Below are 12,816 nucleotides of genomic sequence, written 5' to 3'. Positions count from 1 at the left end.
CGGATTTCCGCCGTCTGCTCTGAGGGTCTTGACACCCGATCCCTAAAGGTCTGAATATCGAGCCAATAGACATTTGGGTGTGGGGTGCGTCACTGTCGGCTCCTCCCGAACGCTCTGGTGGCTCGGGCCATGAGTCACACCCACCTTCGGCTCCCGGTGGGGGAGCACAAGCAAGGAATCAGCGTATGACAGCGTACAGCGACCCCCAGACAGCAGATCCCGATGAGAAGACCGCCCTGCTGCATCGAGGTCTCGGCGTCGGATCCATCGTTTTCATGGTCATCGCGGCCGTGGCGCCGCTCGGTGCCGCCTGTGCGGTCCTCCCCTTGGTGTTCGCCCTCAGCGGCAACGCGGCGGCACCCCTGTACTTCCTCAGCGCCGTCGTGGTGCTCTGCGTTTTCGCCGTCGGTTTCACGCTGATGAGCCGACGCGTGCAGAACGCCGGCGCGTTCTACTCTTACGTCCAGGCCGGTCTCGGCAAGATGGCCGGCGCTGGCACCGCCTCGCTGGCGCTGGTTTCATACTACCTTCTTCTCATCGGCCTCTACGCCCTTCTGGGCGTCTCGGCCGTGGCCGTCGTCGAGCAGTACCTCGGGCTCACCGTCGATTGGTGGGTGCCGGCCTTCGCCTTCCTGGTCGTCGTCGCCCTGCTCGGCTACCGGGACATCGAGGTGAGCGCCAAGGTCCTCGGCGTGGCGCTGGTGCTCGAGGCCTTGGTCGTCCTCGTGATCGACATCGCCATCCTCGCCCAGGGCGGCGCCTCCGGCTTCTCGGCGCGGCCGCTCGACCCCAGCCATGCCTTCGACGGCACCCCGGGCCTCGGGCTGATGTTCGCCTTCTTCGCGTTCATCGGGTTCGAGGCCACCGCGGTCTTCCGCAGCGAGGCCACCAATCCGACCCGGACGATCCCGCGGGCGACGTACATCGCGGTGGCGCTGATCGGAACGATGTATGCGTTCACGTCTTACTCGATTGCCATCGGCATCGGCCCGGACGTCGCCGCCGTGTCCGGCGCGGACCCTTCGAACGTGGTCCAGAACCTCGCCACGCGGTACGTCGGCACGGCCATGGAGGACACCGTCCGCATCCTCCTCGTCACCAGCGTGTTCGCCTGCGTGCTCTCCTTCCACAACGTGGTGGCGCGCTACCAGTTCAACCTCGCCAATGGGAAGCTCCTGCCGGGCTTCCTCGGCGAGGTGCACCCCAAGCACCGGGCCCCGTCCAGCTCGTCGGTCGTGGTGACCGTCATGTCGGTCGTGGTGCTGGTCCTCATGCTCCTGCTCGGCCTCGACCCCATCACCGAGGTCTACACCTGGTTCTCCGGCGCGGCCACGCTCGGTGTCATCGCCCTGATGGCGCTGACCTCGATCTCGGTCATCGCCTTCCACCGCCGGTATCACGCGGACACCCCGCTGTGGGGCTCCGTGGTCGCCCCGGTCCTGTCCCTGATCGGCCTCGGCTTCGTGCTCTACATGATCGTGCGCAACTTCGACCTCCTCGTCGGGACCAACGCCGCGGCCACCGCGATCCTGGTGGCCCTCGCCGCGTCGTTCGTGATCGGTGCCGTGGTCACGGCCGTCACGCGGGCGCGGCGACCCGATCGGTACGCAGAGCTCCTCGACAGCGGCGCCTAGCCTCGACCTCCAAGCTGCGCAGGAACGCGCAGAATCACCCCCGGCCATCCCGGTCGGCTCCGTTGTCGGAAGGACCTCAAGGATGCGGTTGATCGATCTTCAGGGCAAGCGAGCCGTCGTGGTCGGCGGCGCCACCGGCATCGGGTGGGCCTCAGCCGTCGCCCTGGCCGAGGCGGGAGCGTGTGTGGTCACGCTTTCGCGCCGCGACCGGCTGACCGCCCTCCCGCCGGCGCCCGAGGTGGCAGAGCGGATCACCCACCGCCGGCTCGACGTCGCGGACGCCGACGCGGTCACCACGGTGTTCACGGACCTCTGCGCCGACGGCGGCATCGACATCGTCGTGCTGAGCGCGGCGGTGATCGAGCCATCGAGCGCCGAGGAGACCGACGACGAGCTGTGGCGCCGGCACATGGACGTGAACGTCGACGGCATCTTTCGGTGCGCCCGGGCCTCGATCCGACACATGAAGGAGACCGGCCGCCGAGGCAAGATCGTCGTGGTCGGCTCCGTCTCAGGGATGGTCGGCAACCCCGGCTTCGCGGCCTACTGCGCGAGCAAGGGCCTCTGGGTCAATCTCACCCGGCAGATGGCCCTGGACTGCGCGCCGGTCGGCATCAACGTGAACTCGATCCTGCCCGGGTTCACCAGCACCGAGCTGACCGACATCTACGACGCCGAGACCAAGGCGACCATCGCGGCCGCCGTCCCGACAAAGGTCTGGGCGCGGCCGGAGCAGATCGCCGACGCCATCTTGTTCCTCAGTTCCCCGCTGGCCGACTACGTCCACGGGGCCAACCTGCCCGTCGACGGCGGCTACCTGGCCGCGGGACCGATCTGATCGGACGTCGACCATGCGCGACCACGCCGAGCATCACAACGACCACGACGACCCGACCTAGGAGCCGTATGCCCAGCCTGCCCGTCCGCGCCTACACCGACCGCCTCTCCTACGAGCGCGGCGACCAGGTCTCCGTCCACGTCAGTGCCGCGGACCCGGTCGACGTCCGCCTGGTGCGGCTGATCAGTGCGAGCGCCGACGAGCCCTCGCTCGACCGGCCCGTCGACTGGCAGGCCGCCGCGCGGTACGCCGTGAGCCTGGCGCCGACCTGCGTCGGCTCGTTCCTCCACGGCGACCCGGGTCCCGCCGCCACGGCGTCCCACACCCGTGCCACCCTGGGTGCCTTCGTCTACTCCGGCGACGTCGGGTCCGCACCCGTGCAGTCCCTCGTCTCCCTGGCCTCCGGACCTGTGCTGCAGTTGCGGGACGGTCGCCCGGGGCTCGCCGACCCGGGCAGCGGCGACGTGCTCGTCACGGCCGGCGAGCGCTTGGCCGACCACCAGTGGCATCTGGTGGTCGGAATGCTCGGACCGGACGGCGTCCGGGTTCTGGCGCTGCCGGTGGACCCCCTGCGCGGCGTACGGCTCGACGCGGCCGCGTCGACGCCCGTCGGTACGGTCGACTTAACAGGTCCGGTGACCGTCGCGGCGCACCGCGGCCGCGCTGTCGAGACCGTCGAGGGTGCCACCCGCGGGCAGGCGGACGAGCACTTCACCGGCAAGGTCGAGCTGCCGTTCGTCCTCGGCTCGCACCCCGACGACGCGCAGCTCGAGGCGCTGGCGCGGGCCGAGGTGGACGTCCGCGCCCTGGAGCCGGTGGCCGCCTGGGACCTGGCCTTCTCCTACGGTGACGATCCCACGGTCGCCAGGGCGGTGGTGCCCGGCCAGCCGGACGGCACGCTGGTCAACGGACCGGCGCGGGCCGTGACCGGGCGGACCTTCACCGGCCGGTGCCTGGACTTCACCCTCGCCACGGACCAGTACGCCGCGGCGCACTTTCACGCCACCGACCTGGTCGACGCGGGCTGGCCTGCCCTCCTCACCGCACCACTCCCCGAGGAGCTCGAGAGCGGCGTCTACGGAATCTTCGTCGAGAACGCCGCCGGGTCCGACGTGGTGCCGATCTCCGTGGTGCCGAGATCCTCCGACGAGCGTCGCAAGGTCGCGGTCGTTCTGCCCACGTTCACCTACCTGGCTTACGCCAACGAGGCCCTCTTCAACGGGCTGGACACCTCGGCGATGACCGACCAGGAGGTGGTGGTCGCCCCGGAGAGCCTGGCGCACGTGGGGGACCACTCCTTCGGGCTGTCGATGTACGACCATCACCCCGACGGAAGCGGGGTCATGCTCTCGGCCGCGCGCCGCCAGATCGTGAACATGCGCCGCGGCTACCGCATGTGGGTCGTCGGGGGAGCGGGCCGCGCCTTCTCCTCGGACATGTACCTGATCGAGTGGCTCGCGCGGCGCGGCATCGAGGCCGACGTGCTCACCGACCACGAGGTGCACCAGCGGGGCGCCGACTACCTGCGCCCGTATTCAGCCGTGGTGTCGGGTTCGCACCCGGAGTACACTTCCGAGGAGATGCTCGACGCGCTGACGGACTACCGCGACGGTGGTGGCGGGCTGCTCTACCTCGGCGGTAACGGCTGGTACTGGGTCACCGGCGTTCTGAGCGACGACCCCCTCGTCATCGAAATCCGGCGCGGCCAGGCCGGCGTCCGCTGCTGGGAGTCGCTCCCCGGTGAGGTCACACTGATGTCGACCGGCCTACCCGGCGGGCTCTGGCGCCACCGCGGCCGGGCGCCGCAGGACCTGGCCGGGGTCGGTTTCGCCGCCCAGGGGTGGGGTCACTCCGAGCCGTACTTCCGGACCGAGGCGGCCGCGGACCCCGAGCACGCCTGGATCTTCGAGGGCGTCGACGAGGAGCCGATCGGGGCCTACGGGCTGGTGATGGACGGCGCCGCAGGCGATGAGATCGACCGGGCCGACGTGGCCCTCGGAACGCCGCGGCACGCCGTGGTGCTCGCCACGTCCCGCGGTCACTCGAACTTCTACCAGCGCGCCATCGAGGAGATCCCGATGAACCTGCCCGAGCACGGCGGAGGCGAGCAGGATCCCGAGGTGCACGCCGACATCGTCTACTTCGCGACGCCCGGCGGCGGCGAGGTCTTCTCCACCGGCTCGATCGCTTGGTCCGGCTCGCTGCTGCAGGCGGACACCGAGAACGGCGTGTCCCGCATGACCGAGAACGTCATCCGCGCCTTCGTCACGCGTCGTCGTGATCGTTGACACAGAGAACCAGGACAAATATGGTTCAGAAAATAGACCTTAACCCTTCACTTGTACGCACGAGGAGTGCCGAATGAAGACGGAGACGATTCGAAACGGACTCCTCTCGGTGAACGAGCTCATCAAGCAGATCGACGCTGGTCTCGTCGACGGCATGCTCCTGGTGACGCCGGACAACGCCGGTCGCTGTCTCGCGGAGCGAGTCGCCGCTGACGGGTTCGTCCAGAACCTGGGCCGCACCGACGCCTACAAGGTCCCGCTGATGCTGTGGGGCGTCGATATCGAGCAGGACGTACGTCCGGGACTCGACCACATCGGTGGCATGGGCGCCGGCGTCCCGGACGTGTTCCTGGTCCCGGACCTCACGACCATCCGTCGGATCCCGTGGATGCCCGGCCTGCCCGTGGTCATCTGCGACCCGGTCGATGAGAACGGTGTCCCGATCCCGTTCGCGCCGCGGCAGATCCTCAAGGAGCAGCTTGCGCGGCTCGACGCCCTCGGCGTCACCCTGCAGGCGGCCACCGAGGTGGAGTTCCATCTCTTCGACGAGAGCTACGAAACGGCCTGGCACGACGGCTACCGGACCCTCACACCCTCCAGCCGCCACCACGCGGCGTACGACGCGCTGGCCTGCCTGCGGTCCGAGGGGTTCATCGAGCAGGTCATCCGGCAGATGGACCAGGCCGGCGTCGAGATCGAGGGGTACGCCGGCGAGTACGGGCTCGGGCAGCACGAGATCAACCTCAAGCACACCACCTGCCTGGAGATGGCGGACCGGCACTTCCTCTACAAGTTCGGCGTCAAGACGATCGCCGCCCGGATGGGGAAGTCGGCGACGTTCATGGCCAAGTGGAACATCGACGCGGACGGCAGCTCCTGCCACGTGCACGTCAGCCTCTGGGACCGTGAGACGTCCACGCCGCTGGGTGCGGACCCGCGCTTCGACGGCTTCGTGGCCGGGCTCGCGGCCCGCGCCGAGGCGGCGACGCTGATGTACGCGCCGATGGTCAACTCCTACCGCCGGTTCCAGCCGCACTCGTTCGCGCCCACCGTGATCGCGGTCGGGGACAACAACCGCACCTGCTCGCTGCGCGTGGTCGGCTCGGGCGACACCCGCCGCATCGAGAATCGGATCCCCGGTGCCGATGTGAACCCGTACGTCGCCCTCGGCGCGATCGCGCTGTCCGGCGCCGACGGCATCGAGGCCGGGATGCCCATGCCGACCATCGAGTACGGCGACATGTACACCCGTGAGGACGTCCCGCTCATCCCCGGCTCCCTGCACGACGCGCTCGACCTGTTCGAGCGGAGCGAGGAGTTGCGGACCGCCCTGGGCCCCGTCACGCACGCCCACCTGCTGGCCATGGGCCGCGAGGAGGAGAAGGCGTTCCTCATGGAGACGGTCACCGACTGGGAGAAACGCCGCCTGTTCGAGCGGGTCTGACGATGCGGCCGCCGACCGCGGTCGGGCACAACGAGCTGCTCGGCCATGCGGTCCGACTGGAGGACTGGACACAGCAGGGGGAGTCGACGTACGTCCGGGCCTGCGAGGCGCTGGCCGCGGACGACGTCGAAGCGGCGGTGAGTCTCGCCGAGCTCACCGCCCAGGAGGCCCAGGAGGCCTTCGACCTCTACCTGCTCTGGCTCGGGCGGCTGCCCGCCCTGCTCGTCGAGCTGGGCGTGCCTGACGGGGATCTGGCACCGACCCGCGACCTGGCCGCTCGGACCGCCGAGTCGCTGGAGGCGGGCTGGGCGACCTACCGCGAGCACCTCGCCGCCTTCGGCGTACGGGCGCGCGCAAGGGACACCCGGGGCGCGGAGGAGGAGCTCGAGGCAGGCCGGATGGCGTGGCAGATCGCCCACGATCCCGCGACCGACGCCCTGTGCGCCCTGATCGCCGTCGGCGTCGACGTGCTCGGCGAGGACTGTGTCGGTCCACTCTGGGATCGGCTCCTGGCGCACTACTACGCGGCGCTGGAGGAGAAGTACGCCCCCGCGACAAGGCCGTGGCGGCAGTCCCTGGAGCGGCTGGTGCTCGACATCTTCGAGGCCACCCGCGGTCACCTCAGCGGGCCGAAGCGGGACGGCGGCTTCGAGGTCTGGGAGGAGTCGGACCGGTGGGTGGTCCGGTTCGAGCCCTGCGGCTCGGGCGGGCGCACGTACGTCGACCCGGAGTCGCCAAGCCGGACCTTCACCCAGAGCGAGCACGACTGGGCGTGGCGGACCACCGGTGTGTGCCACTACTGCGTGCACTGCTGCCAGCTGCAGCAGCGCGCCCCCATCGAGCACCTCGGGATGCCACTGCGGGTGGTCGAACCGCCGGTGCGCCCCGATGGCGAAGGCCCGGGCCGGGACCGGTGCACGTGGTCCCTCTACAAGGACCCTGCGCTCCTGCCGGAAGAGGCGTTCACCAGCGTCGGGGCGCCCGTGCCGTCCTGGCTCAGTCGGTCACGACGGTCGTGACCTCCGCGCCGGCGGGCACCGACCGACCCGCGGTCGGGTCGGTTCGGCACGCGTCGACGAAGCCGCTCAGGAGCTGGAGCGCGTGTTCCTCGTTCGGCCACAGGATCTCGGGGTGCCACTGCACGGCGACCAGCGGATGGTCCCTCAGCTCGGCGCCCTCGACCAGGCCGTCCTCGGCGACCGCCGTCGCGACCAGCCCGTCGGCCAGCCGGCGGACGCCCTGGTGGTGCTCGCTGTTGACGGCCAGCCGCCCGCTCGTCCCGCCCAGCCACTGCGAGAGGCGCGATCCGGAGGTGACGTCAACCGTGTGGAGCGGCCACGCGAGAGCCTCCTCGCCCAGCTCGTGGGCGACCTCGCCCGCGAGGTCGCGGTTCAGGTCGGCGTAGAGGGTCCCGCCGAGCGTGACGTTCACCAGTTGCAGGCCACGGCAGATCGCCAGCACCGGGAGGCCCGCATCGAGCGCGGCGCGCAGCGCGGCCTGCTCGTTGCGGTCCCGGATCGGGTCGACGTCGCGGATCGCCGGGTCGCCGGGGTCCGCGCCGTACGCGGCCGGGTCGACGTCGGCGCCCCCGCTGACCACGAGGCCGTCGAGGCGGCGTACGACCGTCGCGATGTCGTCGTGAGGCTGGTGGCAGTCGATGGTCAGCGTCACCGCACCTGCCTCGGCGAACCCGTGCAGCATGTTGCGCCACAGGGAGAACCGTTCGAGATCCGTCGAGGAGTAGGTGAGACCGATGACCGGTCGCGAGGGGTGAGCCACCATTCGACGCCTCCTATGTGTGCTATTGGTAGAGCGTTTAGACCTTTTCGGGTATCTTGGCCCGTATGACTCGACTCGTCAATCGACGGCTGCGGCTCGCCCGCAGGCCGACCTGGACCGCGATCCTCGACGACTTCGTGCTGGACGAGGTGGCCGTCCCCCAGCCCGGCGCCGGCCAGGTCGTGGTCCGCGTCGACTGGCTGGCTTTCGACCCGGCGATGCGCGGCTGGATGAACGACGGCCCGTCGTACGCGCCGCCGGTACCGCTGGGCGAGGTCATGCGTGGTCACGCGGTGGGGGAGGTCGTCGTCAGCAGGACCGACGAGCTCCCGGTCGGCACCGTCGTGACCGGCAACTTCGGTTGGCAGACCTACGTGGTGGCCCAGCCGGGGTCGCACTCGGCGGCACTGCTGGAGCACATCCACGCGGCCGCGGTGGGTACGCCCGTCGCGCGGCCGGTCCCCGAGGGCGTGCCGGTGACGGCGGCGCTGGGCGTGCTGGGCACCACGGGCCTCACCGCGTACTTCGGGATGCTCCAGCTCGCCTCTCCTCGCCCGGGTGACGTGGTTCTGGTCTCCGGCGCTGCCGGTGCCACCGGGTCGGTGGCCGGGCAGTTGGCCCGGTTCGCGGGCGCTCGCACGATCGGCATCGCCGGTGGCGCCGAGAAGGTGCGCTGGCTCTCCGAGGTCGGCCGCTTCGACGACGTCATCGATTACAAGGCCGAAGACGTCAGGGCGCGGGCCCACGAGCTTGCCCCCGACGGCGTCGACGTCTTCTACGACAACGTGGGAGGCCGGATCCTGGAGGCCGGGATCGCGAACATCGCGCAGCGCGGCACGATCGTCATGTGCGGCGGGATCTCGAGCGGGTACTCCGACGAGGCGGTGGCCTACGGGCCCACTAACCTGTCGACCATCACCGTGCGCAGCGCGAACATGAAAGGGTTCATCGTCACCGACTTCGCTGACCGGTTCGACGAGGCGACGCGTCGGCTCGTGGACTGGATCCGGCAGGGTCGCCTGGTGTGGGCCGAGGATGTCCACGAGGGCGGCGTCGAGGACGCGGTGGACACGATGAACCGGCTCTTCGACGGCAAGAACTTGGGCAAGCAACTGCTGCGGCTGCAGCACAAGTAGGCACGAGGAGGGCTGACAGACCCTGCTAGCGGTAGTTTGTTGGATCAAGGTGGGAGATAGAGGTGTAGGCCGTGGCCTGCACCGACGGCGTCGATCAGGGCTTGCAGTTCAGCAGGTGGGGCGCCGTGGACCATGCTCGCGCGCCGGGTCGTAGTCGTGCTGAGGCACGCGGCCGTCCGGCGTGGGTCGACGGGGGCGTACGGATGGGGCCCGTCCCGTTTGACAACGGTCGCAGTCCGTCAGGGCCGATTTAACGCCACTACGCCGCCAGAACGGTGCGGGCGCGCTCGCGGAAGTCGCGAGCCGCAGGGACGGAGTAGTTGGCGAGCCGGGTCGCCAGTTCGAGCAATGGCGCCGTGGTGCGATGGGAACTGATCGCTTCTGTCAGGTCCAGGGCGTCGCCTGCTGTCGCGCAGGCCGGGCTCCTCAGCGGTGAATCCGGCGAGGTGGTCCAGGACGGCTTCAGCGCGGCCGAGCACGGCCGGGGTGACCGCGGCGATCACCCCGGCACCGCGGCCTCGGCCGGCCAGCAGCCGCAGGGCCGCGGCGACGCGCGGGTAAACGGGTTCTCCGTCGTAGCCGACCCGCCAGGCGTTGCCGCGCGCGTCGCCGTCCAGGGAGACGCCGATCCTCAGGCCGGGGTACAGGGCGTCGAAGAGGTCCAGCCACTGTTCGTCCAGCAGCACACCGTTGGTTTGCAGTGACACGCGGACCACCGAGGGCTGGGCGGCCAGCTCCCGCAGGACGTCGGAGACGTGGTCGCGCCCGGCGGTCAGGGGTTCGCCGCCGTGCAATTCGACGGCCAGCGGCCGCCCCTGGAAGAGCTCGGCGAGCCGGCGCACCTGGGCGGCGTCGATGCGGGCTCCTCCGGGGGTCTCCTTGCGTTTCTCATAGCAGTACAGGCAGTCGATGTCGCAGGTCTCACCGCGCAACTTCAAGATCACTGATACGGCGCTGGCGGTGTCCTCGCGATCGAGGCCGCGGTACAGCTGGGCGATCTGGTCGTGCTGTCGGGTGGTGCGGTGCATCGGCTGCCTCCTGGCGTGACCGTGACCGGACTGGACTCAGTCGTACAGGCGCCCCAGCAGGGCTCCCTGGCCGGACTGGAGGATGTGGGCGGCCTCCAGCGGGATCCAGAAACACTCGAAGTGCGTGGGCTCCTGCTCGCCGTCGTGGTCCTCCTGGCTGGCCCACCGCTCCGCGGTGGGCCCGGTCACCTCCAGGTGGAAGACGTGACGGCGCTGGAGCTCGAACCGGTAGGGGCTCATGTCATAGGTGGTCTCGCCGAGTTTCCGCACGATCTTGAAGTCCTTCAGGCCGGTCTCCTCACCCGCCTCGCGCAGGGCCGCTGCCTCGGGCGTCTCGCCCGCGCGGATGCTGCCGGCCGGAACCTGGATGCCGACCTCCTCGTAGCTGTAATCGGTGTGCCGGAACACCAGCAGCCGACCGTCGCGCACGACGTAGCACAGCACCTTGTCCTTGGTGACCTTCTCAGGCACGGGAAAACTCCTTTTCATTCATCGGGGCCGGGCGTGATCAGGGCGGAACCTAGGCTCCGTTGCTCGCCTTTGCTGCCAGTGGCTCGGCTCGGAAACGTTGGACGGCTATGGAGGCGGCCTTCAGGGAGGGCCGCCCTGTGTCCGGAGTTTGTTCAGTTCGGCAGTTTTGCTGCGTAGATCCAGTCGAGGCCGTCGTATCCGGTTCCATCGAGGTGTTGTGCCCGGGTCAGGCCGGCACGCACCGCCACGCGCTGGGAGGCGATATTGGCCGGCCGGACGCGTGCGATCAGTGGGAGGACGGGAACGCGTTGGGACGCCCAAGTGGTGACTGCGGTCGCGGCGTCGCCGGCGAAGCCCTGTCCCCATGCCGAAGTGGCGAAGCGATAGAAGAGGTTGAGGACTTTCATTCCGTGCAGCTCCATGGGCTTGATCCCGCAGAATCCCAGTTGCAGGGCGCAGTCGTGGCGTCGCACGACCCAGTACCCGTATCCACATTGTTGCCACTGGTCGTTCCAGCGTTGATAGAGCTCTTCGGCCTCATTGAGGCTGGCGAGCGCGTCGGAGGGGTTGTGCAGGCAGGTTTCGGGATCACGGTGGATCGCGAAGATCGCATCGATGTCGGCTTCGGTTGGACGCCGCAGCGACAGTCGGGCGGTCTGCAGCTCCTCGGCTGTCAGGCTCCGGTCACTCATCCGAAGATCGTAGAGCTGGGTCAGGCCGCCCTGACCGGGTAGTCGGTCCACTGGCGGATGGGTGAGTCGGGGCGAAGTTGCTCTTCGGCTCGGCCCGGGCGTTGCGCCAGCGGATGTATGCGGCGATCGCGGCGTTCTGCTCGCTGTGGCTGCGTGGTAGGCGCCGCCCAGGGTGAAGTAGCGCCAGGCCTCCCTCTTGGACGAGTGATGTGCCCCGGGGCGGTTAAGCAGGGAGGGGAGTGGCGTCGGCCTTACGCCGCTCGTGACTGAGCCGCAAGCTTTCCTGAGTCAAGCCGCGTGGGGCATCATGCCGCGTCGTTTTCCGATACGACTGCCGTCCTGCGAATCCCTTCGGCGAAGGCGTCCCACTCGGCACGTGTGCAGACGAGAAGGCGGCCCTGCCTGTTGTCCTTGGAGTCACGCAGGCCGACGGCACCATCGAGGAACGCCACCTCGACGCAGTTGCCACCGGCGGTGCTGTGGCTGGATTTGCGCCATATTGCTGCGGATAAATCAAACATGTGTCGTTCTACTTCCTAGCGTCTCTGAGGGCGGTGGTCAGCATCCGGGTTGACTCGGCCTCGGTCGCCGCTTTCGCGCATATGTCGTCGAACATGTCGGCCATGGCGGCGACCTGGGCTTCATCGCTGATCATGTAGCCGCCGAGAGGCCCGTCGAAATAGCCCAGCGGCGGATCGGACGTGGGGTCGGCGAAGTGCAGGATCGTGAAGTTTCCCGCGAGTGCGGGATGTGCTCCCGCGGCGGCGGGGAGTATCTGGATCGTAATGTTGTCCAAGCGGGACGATTCGAGAAGATGCTCGATTTGGGTGGTCATCACCGAGGAACCGCCCACCTGCAGCCGGAGGGCGGCCTCGGAGATCACGGCATGAAACTTCAGTGGTGCGGCACCCGTGAGTTGCCGTTGGCGCTGTATCCGGGCTGCGACCCACTTTTCGACGTTCTCCGGTGCTACGGTGTGCGGCCCGGCGATATGGATGGCTCGTGCGTAGTCCTCGGTCTGCAAGAGGCCGGGAATGATGATCGGCTCAAATGCTGTGACCGCTACTGCGTCTGCTTCGAAGCTGATCAGGGGCTTGAGCGAGTCAGGAAGTCCATAGACGGCCCACTGGCCGGCGCCTGGGCCGGACTCGTCTCGTAACTGTTCAAGGCCAGCGCGTACGTCGTTCGGTACGCCGAGCTCGGTCATGAGGCACAGGAGGTCAGACTTGCTGATCTTCGTCTTGCCGTGCTCCCAGTTGACCAGTGTCGCGTGCGTCCGCCCGATCGCCTTGCCCACGTCGGCCTGTGTGCGCCCGGTCGCCATCCGCAGGCGCCGCAACTCCATACCGAGCCGCCGCAAGGGGGCTGATGAGCCGGTCATTGGTCACCTTCCGTGGGGCTCAGTGAGGAACCCTACCGGCACGAGATCGTAGGGCAAGTTAGGCCGACTTGATTGTGATCTTTGATGTAAAGAACTAACTTCAAATCGCGATCGGACGGTTACTC

General features: G+C 68.8%; 12 protein-coding genes. 6 read left to right on the top strand and 6 right to left on the bottom strand.

What is annotated here, in order from left to right; translation table 11 throughout:
- The first annotated feature begins 185 nt into the window (after positions 1-185).
- The 5 genes from AB0H21_RS00605 (at position 186) to AB0H21_RS00585 (ending at position 7,223) form a co-directional block, all read left to right on the top strand.
- The gene (locus tag AB0H21_RS00605) at positions 186-1,634 is read left to right on the top strand and encodes an APC family permease (RefSeq protein WP_358509417.1); all 1,449 of its coding nucleotides are present in this window, start codon (positions 186-188) and stop codon (positions 1,632-1,634) included.
- Between the two features lie 82 nt (positions 1,635-1,716).
- A complete protein-coding gene (locus AB0H21_RS00600) occupies positions 1,717-2,472 on the top strand; it encodes an SDR family oxidoreductase (RefSeq protein WP_358509414.1) in 756 nt (251 codons plus the stop codon).
- A 68-nt stretch (positions 2,473-2,540) separates the two neighbouring features.
- On the top strand, positions 2,541-4,760 hold the full coding sequence (locus AB0H21_RS00595; protein ID WP_358509411.1) for a N,N-dimethylformamidase beta subunit family domain-containing protein: 2,220 nt from the start codon (positions 2,541-2,543) through the stop codon (positions 4,758-4,760).
- 73 nt (positions 4,761-4,833) lie between these two features.
- Positions 4,834-6,204: a glutamine synthetase family protein gene (locus AB0H21_RS00590; protein WP_358509408.1), complete on the top strand. Its 1,371-nt coding sequence runs from the start codon at positions 4,834-4,836 to the stop codon at positions 6,202-6,204.
- Between the two features lie 2 nt (positions 6,205-6,206).
- The gene (locus tag AB0H21_RS00585) at positions 6,207-7,223 is read left to right on the top strand and encodes a hypothetical protein (RefSeq protein ID WP_358509405.1); all 1,017 of its coding nucleotides are present in this window, start codon (positions 6,207-6,209) and stop codon (positions 7,221-7,223) included.
- On the opposite strand, the gene AB0H21_RS00580 is transcribed toward AB0H21_RS00585, so the two are convergent.
- Complete coding sequence (locus AB0H21_RS00580) at positions 7,201-7,986, bottom strand: gamma-glutamyl-gamma-aminobutyrate hydrolase family protein (RefSeq protein WP_358509402.1); 786 nt, start codon at positions 7,984-7,986, stop codon at positions 7,201-7,203. The genes AB0H21_RS00585 and AB0H21_RS00580 overlap by 23 nt on opposite strands.
- Positions 7,987-8,048: 62 nt before the next feature.
- Here AB0H21_RS00580 and AB0H21_RS00575 point away from each other — a divergent pair, with 62 nt between their 5' ends.
- Positions 8,049-9,119 carry an NADP-dependent oxidoreductase gene (locus tag AB0H21_RS00575; RefSeq protein WP_358509399.1) on the top strand — a complete coding sequence of 357 codons (1,071 nt, stop codon included), beginning with the start codon at positions 8,049-8,051 and terminating at the stop codon, positions 9,117-9,119.
- 239 nt (positions 9,120-9,358) lie between these two features.
- Here the strand turns inward: AB0H21_RS00575 and AB0H21_RS00570 are convergent, their stop codons facing one another.
- From AB0H21_RS00570 to AB0H21_RS00550, 5 genes are all read right to left on the bottom strand, one after another.
- The gene (locus AB0H21_RS00570; protein WP_358509396.1) at positions 9,359-10,147 is read right to left on the bottom strand and encodes a radical SAM protein; all 789 of its coding nucleotides are present in this window, start codon (positions 10,145-10,147) and stop codon (positions 9,359-9,361) included.
- A 36-nt stretch (positions 10,148-10,183) separates the two neighbouring features.
- Positions 10,184-10,618 carry an NUDIX domain-containing protein gene (locus tag AB0H21_RS00565; RefSeq protein WP_358509393.1) on the bottom strand — a complete coding sequence of 145 codons (435 nt, stop codon included), beginning with the start codon at positions 10,616-10,618 and terminating at the stop codon, positions 10,184-10,186.
- A 152-nt stretch (positions 10,619-10,770) separates the two neighbouring features.
- Positions 10,771-11,310, bottom strand: coding sequence for a GNAT family N-acetyltransferase (locus tag AB0H21_RS00560; protein ID WP_358509390.1), 540 nt, complete (start codon positions 11,308-11,310; stop codon positions 10,771-10,773).
- Positions 11,311-11,615: 305 nt separating this feature from the next.
- A complete protein-coding gene (locus AB0H21_RS00555) occupies positions 11,616-11,831 on the bottom strand; it encodes a DUF397 domain-containing protein (RefSeq protein ID WP_358509387.1) in 216 nt (71 codons plus the stop codon).
- Between the two features lie 8 nt (positions 11,832-11,839).
- Positions 11,840-12,691 carry a helix-turn-helix transcriptional regulator gene (locus tag AB0H21_RS00550; protein ID WP_358509385.1) on the bottom strand — a complete coding sequence of 284 codons (852 nt, stop codon included), beginning with the start codon at positions 12,689-12,691 and terminating at the stop codon, positions 11,840-11,842.
- Between the last annotated feature and the right edge of the window lie 125 nt (positions 12,692-12,816).

It is taken from the genome of Sphaerisporangium sp. NPDC051011 (assembly GCF_040653595.1).
GTDB lineage: Bacteria > Actinomycetota > Actinomycetes > Streptosporangiales > Streptosporangiaceae > Sphaerisporangium.
The sequence above is the reverse complement of the archived record's forward strand: the minus strand, read 5'-3'. Positions and strand labels throughout refer to the sequence as shown.